Annotated in this window: 29 protein-coding genes; 14 read left to right on the top strand and 15 right to left on the bottom strand. The window is 41.4% G+C overall.

From position 1 onward, the window contains the following. The first annotated feature begins 180 nt into the window (after positions 1-180). A complete protein-coding gene (locus tag JK628_RS14290; protein WP_202285294.1) occupies positions 181-825 on the top strand; it encodes an MBL fold metallo-hydrolase in 645 nt (214 codons plus the stop codon). Positions 826-926: 101 nt separating this feature from the next. Here JK628_RS14290 and azu read toward each other — a convergent pair whose 3' ends face one another. Further along, positions 927-1,379: an azurin gene (gene azu, locus JK628_RS14285; RefSeq protein ID WP_202285293.1), complete on the bottom strand. Its 453-nt coding sequence runs from the start codon at positions 1,377-1,379 to the stop codon at positions 927-929. A 286-nt stretch (positions 1,380-1,665) separates the two neighbouring features. Here azu and rsgA point away from each other — a divergent pair, with 286 nt between their 5' ends. The 3 genes from rsgA (at position 1,666) to JK628_RS14270 (ending at position 5,152) form a co-directional block, all read left to right on the top strand. After that, on the top strand, positions 1,666-2,712 hold the full coding sequence (rsgA, locus tag JK628_RS14280) for a ribosome small subunit-dependent GTPase A (protein WP_202285292.1): 1,047 nt from the start codon (positions 1,666-1,668) through the stop codon (positions 2,710-2,712). A gap of 356 nt (positions 2,713-3,068) precedes the next feature. Next, positions 3,069-3,560 (top strand): DUF1097 domain-containing protein, encoded by a 492-nt coding sequence (locus JK628_RS14275; protein WP_202285291.1) that lies wholly within the window; start codon positions 3,069-3,071, stop codon positions 3,558-3,560. A 131-nt stretch (positions 3,561-3,691) separates the two neighbouring features. After that, positions 3,692-5,152, top strand: coding sequence for a methyl-accepting chemotaxis protein (locus tag JK628_RS14270; RefSeq protein ID WP_202285290.1), 1,461 nt, complete (start codon positions 3,692-3,694; stop codon positions 5,150-5,152). Between the two features lie 233 nt (positions 5,153-5,385). Here JK628_RS14270 and xthA read toward each other — a convergent pair whose 3' ends face one another. The 5 genes from xthA to JK628_RS14245 form a co-directional block, all read right to left on the bottom strand. Further along, positions 5,386-6,192: an exodeoxyribonuclease III gene (xthA, locus tag JK628_RS14265; RefSeq protein ID WP_202285289.1), complete on the bottom strand. Its 807-nt coding sequence runs from the start codon at positions 6,190-6,192 to the stop codon at positions 5,386-5,388. 17 nt (positions 6,193-6,209) lie between these two features. After that, positions 6,210-6,509, bottom strand: a complete 300-nt coding sequence (locus tag JK628_RS14260; RefSeq protein WP_020912037.1) for a YciI family protein — start codon at positions 6,507-6,509, stop codon at positions 6,210-6,212. Next, a complete protein-coding gene (locus JK628_RS14255) occupies positions 6,509-7,054 on the bottom strand; it encodes a septation protein A (RefSeq protein WP_202285288.1) in 546 nt (181 codons plus the stop codon). The genes JK628_RS14260 and JK628_RS14255 overlap by 1 nt, the downstream gene beginning before the upstream one ends. 390 nt (positions 7,055-7,444) lie before the next feature. Further along, entirely contained in the window at positions 7,445-7,825 is a 381-nt protein-coding gene (locus tag JK628_RS14250; RefSeq protein ID WP_202285287.1) for a hypothetical protein, read from the bottom strand. A 584-nt stretch (positions 7,826-8,409) separates the two neighbouring features. After that, positions 8,410-9,264 carry a universal stress protein gene (locus JK628_RS14245; RefSeq protein ID WP_202285286.1) on the bottom strand — a complete coding sequence of 285 codons (855 nt, stop codon included), beginning with the start codon at positions 9,262-9,264 and terminating at the stop codon, positions 8,410-8,412. Positions 9,265-9,602: 338 nt separating this feature from the next. Here JK628_RS14245 and JK628_RS14240 point away from each other — a divergent pair, with 338 nt between their 5' ends. From JK628_RS14240 to JK628_RS14200, 9 genes are read left to right on the top strand one after another with little or no spacing between them, the layout of a single operon-like run. Next, complete coding sequence (locus JK628_RS14240; RefSeq protein ID WP_202285285.1) at positions 9,603-10,079, top strand: Na+/H+ antiporter subunit E; 477 nt, start codon at positions 9,603-9,605, stop codon at positions 10,077-10,079. Beyond that, positions 10,073-10,372: a monovalent cation/H+ antiporter complex subunit F gene (locus tag JK628_RS14235; RefSeq protein ID WP_202285284.1), complete on the top strand. Its 300-nt coding sequence runs from the start codon at positions 10,073-10,075 to the stop codon at positions 10,370-10,372. Before JK628_RS14240 ends, JK628_RS14235 begins: the two co-directional genes overlap by 7 nt. Beyond that, positions 10,362-10,736 carry a monovalent cation/H(+) antiporter subunit G gene (mnhG, locus tag JK628_RS14230; protein WP_202285283.1) on the top strand — a complete coding sequence of 125 codons (375 nt, stop codon included), beginning with the start codon at positions 10,362-10,364 and terminating at the stop codon, positions 10,734-10,736. The genes JK628_RS14235 and mnhG overlap by 11 nt, the downstream gene beginning before the upstream one ends. An 11-nt stretch (positions 10,737-10,747) precedes the next feature. Beyond that, positions 10,748-11,722, top strand: coding sequence for a Na(+)/H(+) antiporter subunit B (locus JK628_RS14225; RefSeq protein WP_237524025.1), 975 nt, complete (start codon positions 10,748-10,750; stop codon positions 11,720-11,722). A 30-nt stretch (positions 11,723-11,752) separates the two neighbouring features. Continuing rightward, positions 11,753-12,145 carry a cation:proton antiporter subunit C gene (locus JK628_RS14220; RefSeq protein ID WP_202285282.1) on the top strand — a complete coding sequence of 131 codons (393 nt, stop codon included), beginning with the start codon at positions 11,753-11,755 and terminating at the stop codon, positions 12,143-12,145. Continuing rightward, a complete protein-coding gene (locus JK628_RS14215; RefSeq protein WP_202285281.1) occupies positions 12,145-13,635 on the top strand; it encodes a monovalent cation/H+ antiporter subunit D family protein in 1,491 nt (496 codons plus the stop codon). Before JK628_RS14220 ends, JK628_RS14215 begins: the two co-directional genes overlap by 1 nt. Then, positions 13,632-15,125 (top strand): proton-conducting transporter transmembrane domain-containing protein, encoded by a 1,494-nt coding sequence (locus tag JK628_RS14210; RefSeq protein WP_202285280.1) that lies wholly within the window; start codon positions 13,632-13,634, stop codon positions 15,123-15,125. Before JK628_RS14215 ends, JK628_RS14210 begins: the two co-directional genes overlap by 4 nt. A gap of 10 nt (positions 15,126-15,135) precedes the next feature. Next, a complete protein-coding gene (locus JK628_RS14205) occupies positions 15,136-15,474 on the top strand; it encodes a hypothetical protein (protein ID WP_202285279.1) in 339 nt (112 codons plus the stop codon). After that, entirely contained in the window at positions 15,461-17,161 is a 1,701-nt protein-coding gene (locus JK628_RS14200; RefSeq protein ID WP_202289830.1) for a Na(+)/H(+) antiporter subunit D, read from the top strand. The genes JK628_RS14205 and JK628_RS14200 overlap by 14 nt, the downstream gene beginning before the upstream one ends. A gap of 28 nt (positions 17,162-17,189) precedes the next feature. Here JK628_RS14200 and JK628_RS14195 read toward each other — a convergent pair whose 3' ends face one another. From JK628_RS14195 to JK628_RS14155, 9 genes are all read right to left on the bottom strand, one after another. Then, on the bottom strand, positions 17,190-17,327 hold the full coding sequence (locus tag JK628_RS14195; protein WP_202285278.1) for a hypothetical protein: 138 nt from the start codon (positions 17,325-17,327) through the stop codon (positions 17,190-17,192). A gap of 53 nt (positions 17,328-17,380) precedes the next feature. Further along, entirely contained in the window at positions 17,381-17,686 is a 306-nt protein-coding gene (locus JK628_RS14190) for a DUF6966 domain-containing protein (protein ID WP_202285277.1), read from the bottom strand. A gap of 116 nt (positions 17,687-17,802) precedes the next feature. After that, positions 17,803-18,102 (bottom strand): hypothetical protein, encoded by a 300-nt coding sequence (locus JK628_RS14185; protein WP_202285276.1) that lies wholly within the window; start codon positions 18,100-18,102, stop codon positions 17,803-17,805. A 121-nt stretch (positions 18,103-18,223) separates the two neighbouring features. Then, entirely contained in the window at positions 18,224-18,991 is a 768-nt protein-coding gene (locus tag JK628_RS14180) for a hypothetical protein (protein WP_202285275.1), read from the bottom strand. Between the two features lie 112 nt (positions 18,992-19,103). Beyond that, the gene (locus JK628_RS14175) at positions 19,104-19,577 is read right to left on the bottom strand and encodes a hypothetical protein (RefSeq protein WP_202285274.1); all 474 of its coding nucleotides are present in this window, start codon (positions 19,575-19,577) and stop codon (positions 19,104-19,106) included. 120 nt (positions 19,578-19,697) lie between these two features. After that, a complete protein-coding gene (locus JK628_RS14170) occupies positions 19,698-20,225 on the bottom strand; it encodes a GNAT family N-acetyltransferase (protein ID WP_202285273.1) in 528 nt (175 codons plus the stop codon). Between the two features lie 128 nt (positions 20,226-20,353). Continuing rightward, a protein-coding gene (locus tag JK628_RS14165; RefSeq protein WP_202285272.1) for an IS3 family transposase occupies positions 20,354-21,546 on the bottom strand; the annotation gives its coding sequence in 2 pieces (ribosomal slippage) (positions 20,354-21,238 and positions 21,241-21,546; 1,191 coding nt in all). A 73-nt stretch (positions 21,547-21,619) separates the two neighbouring features. Beyond that, positions 21,620-22,138, bottom strand: a complete 519-nt coding sequence (locus JK628_RS14160) for a GNAT family N-acetyltransferase (protein WP_237524024.1) — start codon at positions 22,136-22,138, stop codon at positions 21,620-21,622. 93 nt (positions 22,139-22,231) lie between these two features. Beyond that, positions 22,232-22,588 (bottom strand): hypothetical protein, encoded by a 357-nt coding sequence (locus tag JK628_RS14155; protein WP_202285271.1) that lies wholly within the window; start codon positions 22,586-22,588, stop codon positions 22,232-22,234. A gap of 120 nt (positions 22,589-22,708) precedes the next feature. Between JK628_RS14155 and JK628_RS14150 the strand changes: the two genes are divergently transcribed. After that, positions 22,709-23,863 (top strand): IS110 family transposase, encoded by a 1,155-nt coding sequence (locus tag JK628_RS14150; RefSeq protein WP_202285270.1) that lies wholly within the window; start codon positions 22,709-22,711, stop codon positions 23,861-23,863. Positions 23,864-23,966: the final 103 nt, after the last annotated feature.

The raw sequence follows: 23,966 nt of genomic DNA, 5'->3' as shown, positions 1-23,966 counted from the left end.
CGAAACACACAAGAGGTGCACCTTATCCAGTGGTTGCTAATTAACCTAAATCTTACCAACTACAAATGTGATGCTTTTGTGAGCGTTAGTTCATGTTCTACCAATTATTTATAGAGGAAACGGCCAAGTTGGCGTAATCTTTAACCATTCCACTGCAAAATATTCCTTAGGTGAGTTTTGATGAAGTATCAGTTAATACCGGTCACGCCATTCCAGCAAAATTGTAGTTTAATTTGGTGTGAGCAAACCTTGAAGGGAGCAGTGGTCGATCCGGGCGGGAATCTTGAGCGAATTTTAGAAGAAGCCGATAAAAACAATGTAGTGGTTGAGCAGGTATTGCTGACCCATGGTCATATTGATCATGTGGGCGCTGCCAAAGCACTTGCTGACCAGTTAGATATACCGATTGTTGGGCCACACTTAGCGGATAGCTTTTGGCTAGAAAGTTTACCGAAACAGAGCCAGCATTTTGGTTTTGTCCATTGCGATCCATTTACGCCAAGCCGTTACTTAGAAGAGGGTGATGAAGTTAAGGTCGGTGATCAGCTTTTGTCTGTGCTCCATTGCCCAGGACACACTCCGGGCCATGTGGTCTTTTTTGCCAAGGAGGCAGATATTGCATGGGTTGGCGATGTGTTGTTTAGAGGCTCGATTGGCCGAACTGATTTCCCGCAGTCTAATCATCAAGATTTAATTGAATCGATTACTAAAAAGCTCTGGCCTTTGGGTAAAGAGGTGCAGTTTATTCCAGGCCACGGTCCGCTCTCAACATTTGGAGAGGAGCGCGTACAAAATCCATTTGTCGCCGATCAACTTTTTGGTTAATTATTTTATAGAGGCGTATTCGCTTCTCAATTACGCTTGATATAAAAAGGCTACCTCAGGTAGCCTTTTTAGTTAACACTCACTGCTATAAAGACGTGATACTACTTAATAATAAAGCTACCTTGCATAATCGCCCAATGACCAGGGAAGGAACAGAAGAAGCGATAAGCCGTTGCTGGGGTTAATCCTTCAATACTAAAATTAATACTCGTCGACTCTCCGCCACCAATAATCCCTGTATGCGCAATGACTCTGGCATCTTTCGGTTTTACATAGCTATTGTCTGCCCCAGCCGCCATGCCATCGTTAGCAATCGCTTGCATGTCAGCCGCAGTACTTAATACCCAGTTATGACCCATTGCAGATTTAGGCAGTTGACCACCATGGGTCAGTGTCAGCGTTACTTCCTTACAGGTTGCTGGTACAGACAGCTCTTTTTTATCAAACTGCATAGCGTCGGTTGCGGTAATTGTAAGCTCGCACTCACTTGCGTATGCAGTACTGCTAAGTAAGATAAGCATGACAGCTGCTGAAAATGTGGTAATAAGCTTCATAGTTGATCCTTGTAATTGGTCGAATTAAAAACGAATGCAATATTAGAACAAAAACCAGTAAATGAGAATGATAATCAATTGTAAATTAGTTAAAGGTAGATCTAGTCAGTTTGTTAATTCGGTAAAATTGCTAGATTGAACAATCCACAAGACAGACTTGTCGCTTTTGTTCAATTAATTAGTTGACTAAGTCGCTATTATTGGGCTCTTAGCAGATAAGTGGTGGATAGCGCCACTGCGATAAATTATCTATATGATGTAAAAAAATTGTGCACGGAGAAAGACCATGGAAAACTCAACGATGACGTTAACACAACTAGGCTGGCGCCCTTTTTTTCAGCAGCAACTTAGCCTAGATGAGTTATCCCTGTTCAGTATTGGTCGTGTGGTCGAACAGCACAGAAGCCACGTGGTGGTGATGAGTGAGCAAGGGACGGTAAAATTAACCGTATCCGCCCAGGCAGAGCGTCTATGCGTTGGTGATTGGGCTTTATTTGATGACTCACAAAGGGTGCATCGTCAGTTAGAACGTCAATCTTTGTTCCAACGTAAGGCGCCTGGCTCGAAAGTGGCGACGCAGTTAATTGCTGCCAATATTGATAGTGTCATGATTGTTTGTTCGCTTAATCACGATTTTAACCTTAACCGAATTGAGCGTTACCTCGCGCTAGCGAAAGAAGCCCAAGTGGATCCTGTGGTGCTATTAACCAAGGCTGATCTGTGCAGTGATGTAGATGATAAGCGCCAACAAGTACAACAACTCGATCCAATGATGATGGTCCATTCGGTTAACGCACTCGATAGTGAGGCGCTTAAAGCGTTATCAGGCTATTGCCAAACAGGCAAAACGATTGCGTTTTTAGGCTCATCGGGTGTGGGCAAGTCGACACTAGTGAATGGTCTAATGGGCGTTGAGAGCCAAGTTACCAGTGCCGTGCGTGAAGATGACAGCAAAGGGCGTCACACCACCACCTCAAGAGCGCTAAAGTGGCTACCTCTTGGTGGGTTGCTGATGGACACCCCCGGTATGCGAGAGCTGCAGCTTAGCCATTGCGAACAAGGGGTAAGCGATACGTTTAGTGAGATCACTGAATTAGCCCAGCAGTGCCGATTTGGAGATTGCAGTCATGAAAGCGAACCCGGTTGCGCAATTCAAGCAGCGTTAAATGATGGCATTATCTCTGAACGCCGCTTAACCAGTTATCGTAAACTGATGCGTGAACAGGCATTGAACGGTGCAACACTGGCAGAGAGAAGAGCCAAAGAGAAAGCATTAGGAAAAATGATCCAAGGGGTGCAAATCGCATCCCGCAGAAATAAGAAAAGTTATTGATTTCTTGTTGGGCTTGTTTGTGAGTGGGCTCTTTTAACAAAAGCATCTCGTTTTGAGGTGCTTTTTTGTGTCAGGGGCTACATAAATGAGTCTGAGCCGTCTCTGTTTTAGGTTAGTTTGATGACAGAGTTGACAGCTACCACTTATTTAATACCTCTATTTGGTTACCCCAAAGGCTGAAGATTGTATATTTGTTACGTTTTCGTTTGTTTTGTGCGCTAGAGTCCACTTTATTAGCGATTTTTTGTCATAGATCGTGTTTTTTAGGCTACAAAAGATGGTAATTTAGCGACCTTGATATTAAATGCTGTGTATCGACATAGTAAAAGTGTATATCGCGCAATAGAGAGGGCTTTATGGAACATCGTTGGCAGATCGCTATATCAGCAGGATTATTGGCAGCCGTATGGGCTGGCTTTGCTGATGTATTTCAACTTGTTACCTGGATAGGTTTTCTTGGTTGCAGCACCTTTTTCGCACAAACAGAAACCGGCGTGAAGGGCATGCTGATGGCGATGACGACAAATGTCTCCGGTGTCTTCTGGGGCTGGCTAATTATTTCTGCAAGCAGCTTTTTTGTCTCCCCAATAATGGGCTATATCTTCACCGGGATAGCAACTGCTGCCATGTGTTTACAAGCAAGCTATCAAAAACTTGCCTTTATACCGGGTGCATTTATCGGTTGCTGCATCACTTTTGCGATGGGTGGCGATGTCGCGGCAATATTACCTCCTTTACTGCTTGGCGCGATGCTCGGCTACAGTATGAGTCTATTGACGACTCAACTCATCACCTTGACTCAAAAATTACAAACGGTCTTTGCTGGCAATACAGCGAAAGAGTCTTAGTTAACACTGAGGCTTTTAATCAATAACCGGACAATTTTAATAATTAAAACAACTCAACCTAGCCGCTGCTGCGCGGTTGAGTCGATAAAAGCTTATAAATGGTCAAGGCTCTGGGCCAAGGGAGTTTCACGATGAAGCAAATTAATTTTCGAACAGTCGATGCGGTACTAATCAAGCTTAGTCTCAATGGTAAGTTCTGGGCTATCTGTACTATGGTCACGCTGCTCACCATGGCTGTAGTAGGTGGCGCTTATACTACTAGCAAGCAGCAAATAGAAGCCGCTTCAATGGCGCGCGCTCAAGCTACAGTGAATGCTTATGCTAATGTGGCAACCAACCTATCTTTGGCAGGACCATCGTTAATCGACTTTGCTAACGAAAGTGGACTGAATGTCGGTTTTGTTCGCGAGTCGACACGTATCAACGATAGCGTTACTGTTAGCGCTCCAATTGATGGTGAGTACATTAATTACACTGTTAATGTCAGCAGCTGGGAACAGTTAGCGCTATCTGATTCGAGCAACATATTTTGGTTGGCTCTTGTAGCGCTATTGCCGCTATATCTTGTCAGCTATTGGACGTCAACATCTCTTGGTGGTGGCCTATGGGATATGCACCAAGCGATAAAAAGACTCGCTGATGGCGATCTTAGTTTAAGACTCAACTTTTTTGGTAAAGATGATTTCAGTTTGATTGCCCGTGAAATTGACCGTAGTGCGGATAACATGAGTGAAATGGTGTCAGCAATTGCACGAAATGCTCAAACGCTTGCTGAAGCTGCTGGAGAATTTCATCAACAAGCGGGTCAAAATGAGCAGTTAACACAAGCACAGCATCAGTTTCTGGATACCGTCGCGGTAGCGATGTCACAGATGACTGCAGCTGTTGAAGAGGTTGCGCAAAATGCCTCTAGTACATCAGAGCAAACTGAAATTAACTCATCACAGGCTGCGAATAGTAAAGTACAGCTCACTGCTGCAGTGGCAAGCATTGGCATATTAACAGAGAAAATTTCAGAAGCGTCCGCTTCAGTTGAAGATCTCTCCCACGCTGCGACGCAAATTGGTGAAGTGGTTACTACCATCAATGGTATTTCTGAGCAAACTAACTTACTAGCCCTTAATGCGGCAATTGAAGCTGCGAGAGCTGGCGAGCAGGGTAGAGGCTTTGCTGTGGTAGCGGATGAAGTTAGAACCTTAGCGAGCCGAACACAACAGGCGACAGTAGAAATTCAATCCATGATTGAAGGTTTGCAAACGGGCACCCATAAGCTAAGCAATATTACTGGCGACATAGTAGCGCAAGCAAGTAAGGGGCGAGAAGCTATCGTGTCAGTGAATAATGACGTTGATAAAATGGCGTTATCCATCAGTACCGTATTCGATATGAGTGCACAAATAGCCGCATCCTCAGAGGAGCAGAGTGTTGCCTCCCGAGAGATCGCATCGCAGTTGCATGATATTAGAGGCCAAGCCGAAACGATTAAACAAACAACTGAGCATTCAATTAGTCTGGCAACCGACTTAAATGACGCCTCGAAGGGGTTGGATCAGCTGTTAGACCAATATACTTTGGCGAAGGATACTCACTAATAACTAGCCTAATTGAACTTTGCCCTCGTCAGTGGCTAGATCTGGCTCGCTAGCCATGCAGCTTTGGACTTGGAGACAAAATTTAGTTGAGATATGGCGGCAGCATGATCGTCAGCATATTTTAAACAATTCAATCTAATAGTTAATGCTGTTGCTATGAGTCAAAAAGTAATCCAATAAAAATGCCAGCAATTACTGCTGGCATTTTTGATTGTATGGAGCCAACATTTAGATTAACTAAACGTGCTCCAAATCGGCGCGTGGTCTGAAGGCTTTTCAATACCACGTAGGTCGTAATCAATATCAGATTCAACCAGGCGCAGTGCAAGTGATTTTGTCGCTAAGACGACATCAATGCGCAGACCGCGATTATCGACAAACCCTTTGCTGCGATAATCAAACCAAGAGTATCGCTCTGTACGCGTTGGATGTAGTTCGCGGAAAGTATCAACTAGGCCCCAGTCCATCAAGGTCTTAAGCCACTCACGCTCTTCAAGTTGAAAACTACACTTGCCTGTTTTCAACCAGCGCTTGGCGTTAGGCTCGCCAATACCGATATCTAAATCGACCGGAGAAATATTAATATCACCAATGATAGCGATATCTTCATCTGCAGTGTGATGCTCATTTAAATATACCATTAAGTCTTTATAAAACTTACGCTTAGCGGGGTACTTAGTCTCATGGCTAACATTGTCGCCTTGAGGGAAATAGCCATTTAGCACGGTAAGCGGACGACCATTTTCCTGCATAAAAGTCCCCATGATCATACGGCGCTGAGCGTCGTCTTCATCGGTTGGGAACCCTTTTTGAAGCTTTATTGGTTCAGCCTTTGACAGCATAGCCACACCATAATGTGCTTTACCACCATGGTAGTGCACCTTGTATCCCATGGCTTCTACATCAGCAAGTGGGAAGGCTTCGTCATGTACTTTGGTTTCCTGTAAACCGATGACATCTGGCTGGTGGCTATCGATTAAGGCTTGCAGTTGATGCAGTCTTGCTCGCAATCCATTGATATTAAATGAAACTATCTTCACTTTTCAGTTCCTTTTATTTACGGCAACACTAACTTATAAGGTTTTACAATAACGCTTTCATACACACCAGCGGCAATATAAGGGTCGGCATCGGCCCAGCGCTGTGCATCTTCAAGTGATGGAAAGTCAGCAACCACTAATGAGCCAGTAAAACCCGCTTCGCCAGGATTTTCACTGTCGATGGCTGGGTGAGGGCCTGCGATGAGTAGCTTACCTTCGTCAGCTAAAAGTTGCAGACGCGCTAAATGGTCTGCGCGAACTGACAAGCGTTTTTCTAAACTATTTTCAATATCTTGCGATGAAATCATGTACCACATTATTTGAGTTCCTTACGATCTTCTTCAGACATGTTTTTAAATAGGTAAAGTACAGTGAGCACAGTATTGACCAGCGTCAACGCGGTTAGGCCAAACACTTTAAAATTGACCCAGGTCTCCTGCGATAGGCTAAAGGCAACGTAGATGTTGACCAGTGCGCACGCCACAAAAAACAGTACCCAATACCATGTTACATGAGCCCATATCCTATCTGCTACAACCAGTTCTTTGCCCAGCATACTTTTCAAAATAGGTTTATTCATAAACTGGCTAACCACTAACGCGATAGCAAACAGCGCGTATACTATGGTGACCTTCCACTTAATAAAGGAGTCATCGTGGAGAATCAAGGTCAGCGAGCCAAACACCGTGACCATTGCAAAGGTAATGAGGTGCATCTTCTCCAGTTTTTTATACAGCATGTAGCTAATGATCAGCTGCAATGCAGTAGCGGCAATCAAGGCTCCACTGGCGACGTAAATATCAAAAAATTTGTAGACGGCAAAAAAGATAACCAGAGGCAGAAAGTCGAGCAACTGTTTCATAGGATAGTGTCAGTTCATAAATCATAAAAGTGTGCTTGAGTTTAGCATGCAAGCCATGCAGGAAAAAGAGTAACAGACTTACTTGAGCAGTTCGGTAAAGCTAGATTCTGTATGGCTACATTAGGGCTGCTAAATTGGTGCAATCTTGTACATTTTGCTGATGCTACTCGTTGCAAGATGTTGCTGAAAAGAGTGTTGCTAATGAGTAAAGTACATATTAAGCAGGCTAGTAACAATTAGCTTAGTAACTTCGAAGAACTCAATGTTTGGAGCATAATCAAACTTTACCAGTTCAGACTACGCTTTCCTTTTATTCTGAGTCATATGTGACATTTTGCTTTAAGGCATCTGCTCGAACCATGCATTGCTTCATCACGCCATGTTATATTTTTAGTACACCATTTTGGCGCTGAATCTATCTCGGCCTTTCCAATAATGACATTGCGGACAAACATCGCCTTCGGGGTAATCAATTCCTTCTTCGTGAGGACAGCCTATTATCTCTTCGACCATACTCACAGACTTCGCGCCGTTTTCATCAATGAAGCATAATACCTCAATCAACATCTCTTCTGATTTTCTTAGGTCAGATGAAGAGAACCATTTTTTCATCGGTTCAGCTTGTGCGCCGTCATCACTTATGATGGCACAAACAACTTTTGTTGCAATATTATGGTTGGGACCATAGAAAGCTATCGTTGCTATTGGGTAACCTTTGTCACCTTTTCGAATCTTCTTGGTCAGTAATTTCTTATTTTTTCCTTGAGCCATTCGGTTACTCCTGCACTGATAAAATATAACGCTTAGTTAACAGACTAATTTTTTGAACAGAGTAAGTATAGCCAACTGTTTTTATCCTAATCGTTATGGATGTAGAGCATTGCTACAGGCTTCTCCTTTACACCATTTTCCGCTTTGATGCTGTTTTTTTAACACTCATAGCGTCCCAGCGGGCAATCTCTTCATTGGAGCAACTTATGAACCAAGACCATTTTGTTAAACTAAGAGCGTTTAGATAAACGCTCTTACCATTCGGTAAGCAAACCATCGAGGAGCATACGTTCACCTTCAATAAAGGTATCGCAATTCATATATTTAGTCGCGACTGTATGCCCCTTGATTACCTAGCACCACTCACTGTTACTCAAGGTTTTGGCTTTATCGACAATGCAACCGCATCTATGCGCAAAACTTTTACCCGTGGCATTATCTTGCCATGCTAGTAAGTATATTCTTATACAACGATTTATTACGTGGTGAAAAGGTTTTTCTTCAGTGTCAAAGAGGGCTTTTTTTTGCTGAAGTCATCAGTCGTGCTATGGCTGCATTACATACCATATGCCTATTACTTTAGCTTAAGTGCTTACTTGAGGAGCTCTGATAATCAAACAATCGGTTCGTAAATTATGCATGACTTTTTCTGCAGTATTGCCCAATAAAAAACCGCTCGCGCCTTCGCGGCCAATAGTCCCCATAACAACTAAATCAGAGCGCAATTCATTCGCGACATGTGGAATGGTTCTAACGGGGGGACCCGCTATAATATGACTCGTCACTGACTTCAGATCATACTGTTCCAATAAACTGTTCATCTTGTGTTGAGCTGCACTAGCATCGTCTTGTTTGACAGTATACTTATCTACGATACCAAGCTCTAACAATGAGTTAGCAATAGGGACACTGTACATGGCATGTAGCTCTGTATTAGTGACTCGTGACCAAACTTTGCCCCAATTCAGCGTTAGACTGTTAAGTTCTTGATGCATTATTTTGTTTTCTGACAAATCAACAGTTAGCAAGATATTGGCTTTACTTTTCCATTTTACATTTGAAGCAATGAGTATTGGGCAAGGTAGGTGTCGTATTAACTGCCAATCGCAAGGAGTATGAAATAATGACTCGCTTCGGTGTCCAGCTTTGATCACAAGGTCGACAGCTGTCTGCTGACAACGAGTGACGACCCAGTCGGCAATGTTATCACTATAAATGACTTGGCTAGTGATTTCTGAAGCATCATCGAAAACCTTATCCACAGTAGAATTGAGTGAGTTTTTAAGCTGTTCTATAGAGGTATCTAGTTGATCTTTACTGTGAAGAAATTTAATGACCTCCACCGAAGCATCAAAGGGGTGAATAATATCACGAGCTTTCTCAAGGGGAAGTAAATCATCACTTTTGATATTTGTTATCACCAAAATGTGCTTTTTCATGATTCAAACTCCTCTTTCACCCATATCTTTGTTTGCTATCGCAACTAAAAGATTCCAGTAGCAATACAGCTTTTAAAAAACTCAGTCATAAAACGTAAGTGACATTTTGTACGTTTAGTCATAAGTATAAGATTGAAAATCAGAGAGCCATCCAGATTATCAACTAGTATTAATGTAATTAAAGAACATGGCTTTGTGGTTGTCAATTGCCTATATAAGCCCCCTAAAGGTGATTTAGGTGAGAGTTGCTGGACTTCTACAAGCTATTGTAACCGGCTTTATCGGCGCTAATTCGCGTAGAAAGGTGACATCAATAAGTTTTAATACAGGTCGTTCTTATGAGACATACACTCAGTTTATCTCTGACGTTAACCACTTTTTGGGTATTAATGTCAGGCCACAGTTCTGTTTTGATGCTGTTTCTTGGAGCTGTGTCTATTACTTGTGTCCTATATATAGCACACAGGATGGATGTGGTTGATCATGAGTCTCAGCCAATCCACCTTTCAGGTAAGGTTTTTGGTTATTTTTTATGGCTTTTCAAAGCGTTGGTTGTAGCAAACATTGCAGTGGTCAAAAGTATCTGGCTAGGAAATGCTTCAATTTCACCTGTTTTAGTAACAATTAAATCGAGCCAAGTCACTGACATTGGAAAAGTGATTTATGCAAACTCCATCACCATGACCCCAGGAACTGTGACAGTCGATATCGTTGGCGATCGTCTTACTGTCCATGCTCTATTTCAACACAATGTGGAAGTGTTAAACACTGGTGACATGGATCGACGAGTGTGCGATTTGGAAAGAAAATGTTGATTGCAGCAACGCTTGCCGTGCTTGTCGTTATGGTTTTAGCGATCATTCGAGCGATTAAAGGACCAACACTTTATGACCGAATTCTGGCGGTCAATATGTTTGGCACCAAAACCGTGCTCTTATTGTCATTACTCGGTTTTGTGATGGGACGCCCTGAATTTCTAGATATTGCAATCGTGTATGTACTGATTAACTTTATTAGCGTAATAGCAATATTGCGTTATTCAGATAGCTTCAAGTTGAAAGAGATTGATATACAAGTTTCTGAAAAAAGAGGTGAAGATGATATTTGACACAATAACTATCTTTAGCTTTTTCAGTGCTATATTTTTGTTTATTGGTAGTTTTTTATGTATATCAGGGGGCGTTGGTATTCTCAGGTTTCCTGACTTTTATACCAGAATGCATGCAGTTGGAGTCACTGATACGCTTGCTGCTGCTATGATTTTAATAGGCTTGATATTGCAGAGCCCAAACAGTTTTGTGCTGTTAAAGTTGCTGATTATTCTTGTAGTGACACTATTTATCAATCCTTCAGCAAGCCATGCATTAGGCAAAACTGCTATTCATAATGGGCTAAAGCCTATGGTTATTAAACATGATCACGACAAGGTGATACTTGCTGAAAAGGAGGGTGAGTCATCGAATCGGTCATAAACTTCGTTCTATTGGCATTACTTGTTGTTATTGCTATCGAGATAACGCGGCTGAAAGATCTGTTTGCTGTAGTCATGTTAACAGGGATATATGGTCTAGTCTCTGCGAGCTTTTTTGTCTTGATGGATGCTGTCGATGTGGCATTTACAGAGGCATCTGTCGGCGCAGGGATCTCCACATTATTGATGTTAGTGGTAATTAGTTTAACTCAGCGTTCTGAACATCCCGTTCGCTATAGGCCTTTTGGGGCATTACTGGTGGTTATGCTCACTGGGGGCATGTTGATTTATGGCACTTTAGATATGCCTTATATGGGGGCGGGTGATGCCCCCATTCATATTCATATCGCGCCAAGATATCTTAACGATTCTATGCAGGAAGTTGGTGTTGTTAATGTGGTCACCGCGGTGCTCGCAAGTTATAGATCTTTTGATACTTTTGGTGAATTGGTTGTCATTTTCACTGCGGGGATTGGGGTATCAGCGTTATTGATGAAAGCGGGTCACCGAGATGATAAAAAACAAGCGGGATCCATAAATGACTCGATGCACAAACAACATCTGATTTTACGTATCGTCAGCAAAATAATGCTGCCATTTATCATGTTATTTGCGCTGTATGTGCAGTTTCATGGTGATTATGGTCCTGGTGGTGGGTTTCAGGCCGGCGTGATTTTTGCTGCGGCAATTATTTTGTATGCCTTACTATTTGGGTTAACGAGTGCACACCGTGTCATAAATCAAACTACGAGTCAGCTGGTTGCTGCTTTTGGAGTTCTATTATATGGCAGTGTTGGACTTGTATCTTTATTAAATGGAGGGAACTTCCTTGATTACAATGTGTTAGCTTCCAACCCTGTTAGTGGTCAACATTTGGGTATTTTATTTATTGAGCTGGGAGTTGGCATTACTGTTGCCTCGGTCATGATCACCATCTTTTTTAATTTTGCAGGCAGACAAGTACCTCAGAAAAATAAGGATAGTTAAGCGTCAGGCAAGGATACAAGGGGGAGTGTAATGTTGATGGGTCTATTTAATAATTGGGTTGTTGTCGTCTTGATGATGATAGGGCTTTATATTGTGATTGCTCATGGCAACTTAATCAAAAAAATTGTCGGTCTAACCATCTTCCAAACTTCAGTTTTTATCTTTTATATTAGCATGGCCAAAGTGGACGGAGGTACAGCACCGATCTTAATGGCTAACGTTACCAAATATGCTAACCCACTTCCTCATGTGTTAATTCTTACAGCGATTGTGGTTGGCATTGCCACTACGGCTCTAGCGCTCGCTTTGACTGTCCGTATCAAGGAAGCTTATAGCAGTATCGAAGAAGAAAGTATCCAAGAGCAGAATACAAAGCAAGCGTCAGAGCGAGATGAACTTGACTCCAGAAGCGAACAATACTGATGCTAGTACATTTGCCTATTTTGCAAGTGATAGTACCGCTAATAGGGGCACCTGTTTGCGTGTTATTAAGTCGAGCGAGTTTAGTATGGCTGTTTGCGTTAGTGGTGAGTGGTTTATCTTTTATCATCAGTGTTTTACTTCTTCAGCAAGTGCTGATGTCAGGCACCATTATTTATGAGCTAGGAGGCTGGGATGCCCCGTGGGGGATAGAATATCGTATTGATAAGCTAAGTGGTTTTTTATTGTTGATAATTTCAGCAATTAGTACGCTAGTTTTATTCGCAGCTCAAACCAGTATTAACAAAGAAATTCCAGCAGAAAAACATACCCACTTCTATATCTTGTACTTATTATCCCTGACAGGCATGTTAGGCGTTGTTGTCACTGGTGATGCGTTTAACGTATTTGTTTTTCTCGAGATATCCTCACTGTCTTCCTATGCATTGATTGCCCTCGGCAGGGACCGACGAGCACTTTGGGCTGCCTATCAATATTTAATCCTGGGGACTATTGGCGCCACATTTATCCTGATTGGTATCGGTCTTATGTACCAAATGACAGGGACGTTAAATATGGCGGACCTTGCTGCTCGCTTACCTGAAGTCGCTCAAACTAAAACGGTATTAACTGCTTTTGTTTTTGTTATTACCGGCGTTTGTTTGAAATTGGCTTTATTTCCACTACATCTTTGGCTACCCAACGCTTATACCTACGCGCCGTCGATAGTAACGGCTTTCTTCGCTGCCACGGCTACAAAAGTGGCCTTCTATTTATTGATCCGTTTTACCTATTCGGTGTTTGGTGTCTCTTTCTCATTTACTGCGTTACCGCTGCAGTTTTTATTTATGACACTGGGGCTGTTGGGGATCTTTGTAGCCTCAATTGCAGCTATTTATCAGACGAATGTTAAACAAATCTTTGCTTATTCGAGCATTGCTCAAATTGGCTATATGGTCATTGGCTTTAGTATCAATAGCGTCACCGGTTTAACAGCCGCTTTATTGCATATATTTAACCACGCATTAATGAAGGGGGCTCTTTTTTTAGCCTTAGGGGCAGTGGTATACCGTATTGGTAGTGTGCAAATAAGCCAATTTCAAGGCATGGGCCAGCAAATGCCGTTTACTATGGCGGCGATACTTGTTGCTGGCTTAAGTTTAATCGGTATGCCGTTGACGGTTGGATTTGTGAGTAAATGGTATTTACTCAGTGCGTTAATAGAAAAAGGCTGGTGGCCAGTTGCTCTGCTTATTTTGATTGGGTCATTGTTGACGCTTGTTTATGTATGGAGAATCGTTGAAGTGGCATATTTTAAGCCACCTCTGTCTACGCATAGCACTGTGAACGAAGCGCCTTTGGCTTTTTTGATCCCTATCTGGCTATTAGTCATAGCGAATATCTATTTCGGTATCGATACACGTTTAAGCATCGAGGTTGCACATTCAGCCTCTGAAAGTCTGCTTCAAGCTCAGAGGTTGGTGGTACCATGAGTCTGTCTTTGGAGATGATGCTGCAGCTGTGCATTGTATTGCCCCTGCTCGCCACAATACCAATAGCCCTAACTGGCCATAAGCCAAACCTGCGTGAGGCAGTTCCAATTGGTATGGGTTTAGTTGTTCTTTATTGTGTCATTGAGTTATATCGCGGCATGACTCAGAGCAAACAAATTAACGTTTCTTGGTGGGAGTTGATGCCAGGTCTAACACTCAGTTTCTCAATTGAACCACTGGGGATCTTATTTGCACTGCTCACCAGCTTTCTGTGGATAATTACAACCATTTATTCCATTGGCTATATGCGGAGTCACCATGAGAAAAATCAAACCCGATTTTATGGTTATTTTTCTGTCGCTATTGGAACGGTAATGGGAGTTGCTTTTGCAGCCAACTTATTCACTCTGTTTATTTTCTATGAACTGTTAACTTTATCAACTTACCCATTAGTGTCACATTCGGGGACTGAGAGTGCTAAAAAAGCAGGACGCGTCTATTTAGGGTTTTTGTTAAGTACCTCAATAGTCTTTTTTTTATTGGCAATTATCTGTACCTGGCAGGTGGCAGGAACGCTCGATTTTACTCATGGTGGGGTCTTTGACCCTAGTGTCAATAAGCTGCTGGTGGGTGGGCTGTTGGTACTATTTTTATTTGGAATAGGCAAAGCTGCAATCATGCCTTTTCATCTATGGCTACCAGCCGCTATGGTTGCACCAACACCTGTGAGTGCATTACTTCATGCTGTTGCTGTCGTCAAAGCCGGTGTATTTGCAGTATTGAAAGTCTGTGTGCTCATTTTTGGCTTGGACTTGTTAGCTATTTTGCCTTCAACTCAGTTTCTACTTTACATTGTGGGTGTTACCGTTTTTATCGCCTCTATTATCGCAATGCGTCAAGATAACTTAAAAGCTAGATTGGCATATTCAACGATCAGTCAATTGGGCTATGTCACTATCGGGGCGCTGATAGCGACATCATCAGGGGTGATAGGTAGTGCCATGCATATTGTTATGCATGCCTTTGGCAAAATCACCCTATTTTTCTGCGCAGGCGCAATACTGGTTACTACACAAAAATCAAATGTCAGTGAAATGCATGGCCTTGGAAAACAGATGCCACTCACTATGGCTGCTTTTTTTATTGCCAGTCTTAGTATCATTGGTGTACCACCTACTGGCGGAAGTTGGAGCAAGTGGTACTTGCTGTTGGGAACGGTGGAATCTGAGCAGTTTATTTTAATGCTGGTATTGTTGCTGAGCTCTTTGATGAATATCGCCTATCTATTACCTATACCTTTTAACGCTTTTTTCTCTCACTCTCTATCTCATCAGCAGCTTGATTCAAGTAACACGTTAAGTACTTTTCAATTAAAAGAAGCGCCGCCAGCTGCACTTATCGCTATAGGTATAACTACAGTCGGTTGTTTATTGTTGTTTATTTATCCGCAACCTATATTCGACTTGGCAAGGTCCATTTTGGAACCCTAAGGAGTTGCAGGTGGAAAGTAAAAAAAAGCACATCTTTGATGAGGTTAAAAACGTCAAGCGACTATTAAATTGCCTTTATGTTTGTTGTGCGCTGTTGCTTATTTTAGATTTTGTTATTCATCGTCATGTGAGTCATCACTGGGAGCGTCTATGGGCTTTTTATCCTATTTATGGTTTCTTGGGATGCGTAGTTTTGGTATTAGTAGCCAGTTGGATACGCCGTTTTTTAATGCGTGGGCAAGATTATTATGATGGTGAAGGCATTGATTATAAAGAAAAAGACAAAGAGGTGGGACAAAGCTTAAGTCACGTCAGGGGAAAAGGGGAGGGGCATGATGTGGATGCTTGAAATACCTCCATTTGTACCATTTTTTATTAGTGCATTAATTGCATTAGCAACGCGGGGTTTATTGCGTGCTGTGATAATGACCATTATCCCCGTCATTAGTATGCTGCAACTATGGATGGTGCCTGAAGGTATCCATCTTCAATTTACCTTTCTGAGCTTTGAGCTGATCCTTTATCGAGTGGATAAATTGAGCCTGATGTTTGGTTATATTTTTCATATCGCAGCCTTTATCGCCATTATATATTCCCTGCATGTACGAGACACTAGTCAACAAGTCGCCGCTATGATGTATGCAGGTAGCGGTTTAGGCGCTGTTTTTGCGGGTGATTTGATCACCTTATTTGTTTTTTGGGAGTTGCTAGCCTTTACTTCGGTGTTTCTTATTTTGGCACGTAGAACGCGGCGAGCTTATGCAGCCGCCATGCGTTATTTAATCATTCAGGTTTTGTCCGGAGTACTTCTGTTAATTGGTGCCGTCTTTTATTTGGCTGACAATGCAACGCTTGAGTTTGCTTATCTTGGCTTGGATGGTATTGCAGGCTGGCTAATATTTATCGCCTTTGGGATTAAATGTGCTTTTCCTTTGGCACACAATTGGCTTACCGATGCCTATCCTGAAGCAACTGTGACAGGCACCGTTTTTCTTAGCGCTTTTACCACAAAAGTTGCGGTGTACGCATTGGCTAGAGGCTACCCAGGGACTGAGTTATTAGTCTATATAGGCGCGGTTATGACCTGTTTTCCCATTTTCTTTGCTGTGATTGAAAATGACTTACGCCGAGTTTTAGCCTATAGCCTGATCAACCAGTTAGGTTTTATGGTCGTCGGAATTGGGATTGGTACGGCGTTGGCCATCAACGGCGCCGTCTCACACGCATTCAATGATGTTATTTTTAAAGGTCTTTTATTTATGTCTATGGGAGCGGTATTACATAAGACTGGTCGCATTAATGCCTCAGATCTAGGTGGGCTTTATAAATCAATGCCCAAAACCACAGTATTATGCATGGTCGGTGCAGCATCTATCTCGGCATTTCCACTTTTTAACGGTTTTGTGAGTAAGTCAATGGTGATGTCAGCTGCCTTAGAAAACGGCTATGATTGGATATGGCTCATACTCTTGTTTGCCTCTGCAGGTGTGTTTCACCATGCTGGTATTAAAATTCCCTACTTTGCCTTTTTTGCTCATGACTCTGGCATCCGTACCAGTGACCCTTCCAACAATATGATAATGGCCATGCTGATTGCAGCTGGCTTGTGTATCGCTATCGGTATTTACCCTGCAGCTTTATATTCTTTATTACCTTATGACACAGGCTATAACCCCTACGACGCCACCCATGTATTGGCACAAACTCAATTACTATTTTTTTCTGCATTAGCTTTTGTTTGGCTGAACCTGAGAGGAATGTATCCCCCAGAGCGTCCCTCTACTAACTTGGACTTCGATTGGGTATATCGACGGTTATTCCCGACGATGTTGAGATCGATATTTGCAACTATTTGGAAGTTGGACAAAAGATTTCGTCAGCGAGCTATCAATAAAATAGAGAGTCATTTTGTTTTTATGTCAAAAAAATATAGTCAGTTGACAGAGCTATTATTACGGGGCTATCCGCTGGGTAGTATGGTGTTGTGGTTGGTTGTTGTACTGAGCTGTTATCTATTTTTGAGTGTTATTTACTAATTAGTGGCATTTAGCTAGATTAATTTATTTATTCAACAACTTCAGCTAGGTTCTTTCCGTAAATAACAGAAATAAGTGCTGTAAGCACAATGGAACGTTTTGCTATTTGTTGAGGTGTAATCCATACATCATCCTCAATTAAATCTCCATCTTCTTCGACATTCACCGATCTCTCTTTAGATACCTAACGCCTTATTATTTGGTTTGTTATGTTATGTGCTACAACTCCATAGCACGCTTTATAATATTTCGTTTAGATTTACATACAAGCCACAGGTTAGTTCTTAACTCAAAACCTAACTTTACTTCTTGCTCAGAGGCACCAGTAAAAGTTAATGAATCATTGAAACTACCCATTCCACCATAAGCGCGAAGTGAGTGGGAATCACTTTTCTGAGGCTTTCCCTTGTAAAGTAACTCTAATGACTTTCGGAAATAATTAGCCCAATGATCTTCATTGTATTCTCGAAGTAATTCGACGAGTTTTTCTAACTTATTTTGATAATCAGAATAATCAGTTTTCATCTAAACTCTAGTGGCACATAACGCCCTGTTAATGGTCGAAAATTGTTGGCTAAACTGTTTAGGAACGAAAGCAGTTAACTATTTTCGTCCTTATTAATTAGCTTGTTATAAAACGTTTATCCACCAACTGCATTAACTGATTGTTGCACAAAACCGATAACAAACAAAGCAACCACTATTAATACTAAAGCCACTGGAACACCTAAAAGAACACGAGTAAAACTAGACCTGTTTTTAAAGAATTGTGAGCCTAAGACAGTTTCACCTAACCACTCTAGGAATAGATATGCGGGAATACCAATGATTATAAGTACGCCCCACCCTAAGACACTAGAAGGTATTTCTGGGTAAAATGTCCAAGCTAGAAAAGCAGCACAAAAAGCTACTTCTCCTAATATGCTCAGTATTCGATTCATGCACAATCCTTTAATGCTTTATAACGCTAAGCTAAGCGGAAAAATACAGGTGGCTAAAATTTGCGATGAAGGAGCGTAAGCCAAGTGTTTTTCGTCCTTTTACTTAAGGCGTTTGTTAGGCTTATATTTCACACTTTACTAATTTTTCTGTACAGTGCCCTGCAGGCCATTCTGATTGTCTCCAACAAAATGATTTATCATCTTTTAAGATTAAATCCCAAAGGAACATTTCTCCATTATCTGTTTTTTGAGTTTCATTGATCACTATTGTACGCAAATACTTGTCACCTTCGGATAATATGGAATAAACAATATTTTCGTACAATTCATCACTGGTGGTTAATTTCATCCCAGATTTAGAGCTATGATACATTTTTGTACCTGTATCATTGAAAGAGATATTAATAACGTGCTCCGCATTGCAACTATCTTCCTGATTACTCCAATCCCAACTTCCTATCAGTGATTTTCTGATATCATCTTCGGTAACTGTGAAATATATATCCGCTGAGCCATAACCCTCTATCCCCATTTCTGCATACCAATCGCCTGGTTTATCAGTACTTTTGTCTAAGTCATGTGAACACCAAAAATTGAAGTTACTTCCATCTGATTTGAATGTATTGAATTGAGAATTTACTACTCGTCTATCACCATCATAGATGATGCAGCTATATCTATAATCACCTGATGGTAAGTTCCATTCCGAAAAAACGTAAAATAGTTTATGATCTAATAGAATAGAGTCAATTTCATCGATTGGCATTCCATTATCATCAAGTGAACTCGTTACAAAAGCTCTATAACCACCTATTTCGTCTACATTAGCATTTGATAATTGACTAAAAGTCATAATCAAAGCAGTTAATAAAACTAGAATTATTTTCATGCGATACTTCCTGTATGCCTAACGCCACGTTAAGCGGCAAAAAATTGTTGGCTAAAATTGTGAACGGAGTGGAACTGAACAAGCTGTTACGAGTCCGACTTAAAAACCCTTGTTAGCTGCACCTTATTACCTGTACAGGTGAATTACAATACTCTAAATTCCCTATTAATTCGTTATTATCTGGATAGTTAGGACAATTACCAATATTAACAGCATGAACGCTACCATTTGGTTTTACCTCTACATCGACAAAAGATGCAGCAAGCTTATCTCCTAATTGACGACTCCAAGTAAAGTGATAATTGGTGTTATGTGATTTTAGGAATGATCTATCTGGCACGTTAAATTTACTAGTAAAAGAAGTTAAAACCATATCCTGAGTCTTTACATTAATACTCGCAGAACGAGCTGTCCAAGAGAACGGCCAAGATCTGGTGACATCGACAGATATTTTGCATTCGCCCAGTTCTGAGGTGCGCGATAGACCAGAAACTATCTCCCCATATTCAATGTTCTTTAAACTACTTGAGCCTGCTTGACTGAGCCAAACAAAAAGAATAAGTATTGGAATCCATTTAAGGTTCATGATGAATACACCCCACGTCCTGTGCACCTAACGCCACGTTAAGCGGCAAAAAATGGTTGGCTAAAATAGAGAACGCAGTGAACAAAAGGCAACTGTTTTTTGTCCTCGTTTAACAGCTTGTTATAAAGCCGGATTACATAAACCATACGCATAATCATCTCTGTATTGATTATTCATTAAGGTGTTTTGTTTTAAACTGCTCTCACGGGAAAAGTATTCTTTCTCTAGCAAACTATATGAGCCAGCATTATGTACAGAACAAAAAGCAACGAGCTTATTTAGCGTTAATGTCTCGAATGCATACTGTTTCATAAGTTTAAGCGCTTTACTACCTACACCTTTACCCTGAGCACTAGCCTTAATCATGAAGCCTACTTCAGCAATTCTAGCTTCATGATTGACAATTCTAAGAGATATATACCCCAACTTTTCACCATTTATGATTTCAGTGATAATAAAAGAACGCCAGTTATCACTTTCAAATTTCCATGGTGGTAATCTTCCTTCAAAAGAAGATTTAGCCTCATCATAAGTCAAAGGATCATAAACATGCTCCATCATCAGTGGGCAAGTAATAATTTTTTGAAAAAACTCAAAATCAGAATCTTTAAATGGTACAAGTTCGATTCTTTCATCTGCAAGTTGCATGACAACCCCTTAGGATTTATAACGCCCCAGTAAGGAGCTTATAATAGTTTGCCAAAATGTGTAGCGAAGCGAAACAGGGCAAACTGTTAGAAGTGATCTTCACCCGATAAAATAGACACCGTCCATTTTCAAAATAATCTCTGCTCAAATTCAACAGGTGTTTTATATCCTAAGCTCGAATGTAGGCGCTGTCTATTGTAGAAATAGTTTAAATAACCTTTGAGCTTAGAATGTAATTTAGTGCTCGTTGCAAATGTGTTCCCTCTGATCACATCCGCTTTCAATGAATGAAAAAAAGACTCAACCTCAGCATTGTCTGTACAACAACCAGGCCTGTTCATGCTGGCTATAATGTTGTGACACGCTAAATACTGCTGAACCACATGAGCTCTGTACTCTGCCCCTCTATCGGTGTGAAAAAGGACAGTCTCACTGGGTTTACGCTTTTTTATTGCGAGTTTCAAGGCCTTTAAAGTCAACTCAGTTGTTTTGTTCTCCCCAAATGCCCAGCCTATTACTCGGCGGGAAAACAAGTCGATGACAACAGCTAAATAATGCCACCGAGCCCCTACTTTTAAGTACGTAATATCTCCAGACCATTGCTGGTTCATATCTGTTGCTTTGGCCATATCTTTACGCCTATTTTCAATGGCTTTGTAGAAGAACTTTACTTTCGCTGGTTTACTGTAAGTCTTTAATGCTCGAGCCCTTAGGCCATTCTCTCGCATCAATCTAGCGACTCGCTTTTCACTGGTAATAACGCCTTCTTTTATAAGAGCATGAAATACACGGGGGCTACCATACGTTTGGTGATTGGCATTAAATACTTGCTCAATCTTTATCAGCAAATTAGCATCAGAAACTGCTCGTGAAGATATAGGGCGATGACACCAAGCATAATAACCACTACGTGAGACTTTTAGCCATGAACATAGGTATTTGACGCCTAGTGTTTTTCCGAACTTTTGGATGAATCCAAATCGTTCTGATGTACTTCCGCCAGATACCGTTGCCACTTTTTTAGCAATTCATTTTCCTGCTTAAGTCGCTCGTTTTCTTTCTTTAACTTCTGGAGAGTGTTCAGCTCACTTTTAGTAGGTAGCTTGCTCATAATTTCGTTGTTACTTTGATAGCGAGAGGCTTTAGAAAACTTACCTTCTTTATACTCTTTACGCCAACGACTCAGCATTAACGGGTGAATATCAAGAGCCAGAGCAACATCCTTAGACATGACATCGTCTCTTAAGCTTAGCTGGACTGCTTTGATTTTGAATTTTACAGGGTAAAACCAAGTCTTTCTTGGTTGGGTATATCTAGGCATTTTAGCCTCCTCAAAGTGATGAAGAGGTGTCTACTAAACTGGGGGAAGAGCAAAGTCCCGCTTGATAGGCTTGTTAAGTGGCAATTACCACGAAACGCTGTATAACTTTACCACTTTCAGAAAACTCCGAATTTAATAAGCCACCATTATCAACAATAACTTTAGCTGAGGCTGTATTCTCTTTGTAGCAATGAATATGGATCGGACTCACGCCCATAGCAGCAAGTTTCTCAATTGATCGCTTCATCAGCAGGTTACCAAGCCCTTTTCCTCTGTAGGTAGGTCGGATCCCTAACCCAATATGACCACCGCAATACTCTATTCGCTCGTTTAAAAAATGCCTAATATTTGTTACGCCAACTAATACAGAGTCTTCAACAAGCCAATATGTTGAGCTTGGTACTGTATTCTCTGGGAGATTGACGTCATTCGAGTAATCCTTAAGCTTGCTTAGGAGTTCAGAAAAGTGATTATGCTCAAAATCCAAAGTAAATGGATATCTTTCCTCTGCGCCTAACTCTGCGATGTAATCGATATAACTAGCTTTGTATTTTATCGAAGGAGAAATTAACTGCATACTTTCCATTGCCATTTAACGCCCTGTTAAGGGGCAAATTGTAGTTGGCTAAAATGTGAAGCGAAGCGGAACTGAGCCAACTGTTAGCAGTCCCGCTTAATTTTCTTGTTAGGCATTTTTTCTCTGTAATTGTAGAACAGCAAACAAGATATATGTGACTGAAATACCTATTCCAAAACTTAACCCCGCAGATAATCCACCACCGACTAACAATATACATAGCATTAATATAACGCCACAAAACCAACCTAATCTCAAGTAACCCAAAATATGGTGACTAGCTGTTTTAATTAGAATAAAACGACTTAACATTAACCACAGCATCCCACAGAAAATTACGAAGGGAAATGAAGCAACAAATATAGTAGATGCATGTTGAGCTCGATCATCACCGAGAAGTGATAAAAGAAATGTTATTAACCCACCAATGACAATTGAAATAATTGCCGCTAATTCTATCCGCATGATGCTAAATGCCTAGACATAATGACTCCCCACTAAAGATGCTGATCTCCAATCAATCGTGGGTTAGCTGAAAGCCAGAGCCATAATAGTTTTGTTAAAGAAACTAAATCGGAGATCAGCATGAATAAACATAACATACTTTTTATTGGCCTTGATACACATAAAGAATTTGTAGAAGTTGCTTATATTGAAGATCAAAGAGGAGCGCAAGCGGTTCATTTTGGGCGAGTTTCAAGTGCCAAAGCGTCTATAATCAAACTTGCTAGGCAGTTCCAATCTAAGTATCCAGAAGCGACCTTACACTTTGTATATGAGGCAGGGCCTTGCGGATATTGGATCTACCGCTTGCTGACAAGCTTAGGTCACTGTTGCTATGTCATTGCTCCTTCGCTTATTCCTAAAAAGCCTGGTGAGAAGGTTAAAACCGATAAACGTGATGCGCTTAAGTTAGCAAAGCTGCTCAAGTCCGAAGATCTGACCGCTATCTATGTTCCTGAGCCTGAAGATGAAGCTATCCGCGATTTATCTCGTGCTCGTGAGACCGCGATGAAAGGTTTAAAAGACGCCAAATACCAGCTTAAAGCGCTTCAGCTAAGAAACAATATTAACTACAGAGGCACTGCTAATTGGTCGCTAAAGCACTTACGCTGGCTGACTGAACTGATATTGCCGCACCCGAGTCAACAGATTGTCTTGCAAGAATACTTACAAACCATTTCAGAGCGGATCGCGAGGCTAAAACGGCTAGACAATGAACTTGAGCATCACGTTAAAAAGTGGCGTTACTATCCGGTCATCAAAGCCATACAAGCATTACGTGGAGTGAGGTTACTGGTTGCTGCAGGTGTCATTGCTGAGTTGGGAGACTTAACTCGCTTTGATCATCCCCGAAAACTAATGAGTTATGTAGGCCTAGTTCCATCGGAACACTCAAGTGGTGGAAAGCGGCATGTGGGTGCGATAACGAAATGCGGCAATGGTCGAGCAAGGCGGCTATTAGTCGAAGGGGCTCACTCCTATCGCTACCCCGCTAAGATCTCAACCGAGATGCAAATAAGACAAGAAGGTTTACCGAAAGAAATCATTGATATTGCATGGCAAGCGCAGCTTAGGCTTTGTCGTCGATACCAAAAACTCACGTACAAAGGTAAACATAACAACGTAGTCGTGACAGCCATAGCCAGAGAAATTATTGCTTATATTTGGGCTATTTCACGAGAAGTGGTACTGACAAATGTTAACCCTAAACTACGGTTGTCGAGAGTACCTGCATGATAAACGATTTTGAGCTAATACAGTGGGTCAAGCATCGGATGTGACACGATCACCGAGGGCGTTAGGATGGCAATACGATTAACTCTGTATTGAACCACGAACA

This window comes from Shewanella sp. KX20019, from assembly GCF_016757755.1.
In the GTDB taxonomy this organism is placed as follows: Bacteria; Pseudomonadota; Gammaproteobacteria; order Enterobacterales; family Shewanellaceae; genus Shewanella.
Note: the sequence above shows the minus strand (reverse complement) of the source record. Positions and strands in the feature narration are given on the sequence as shown.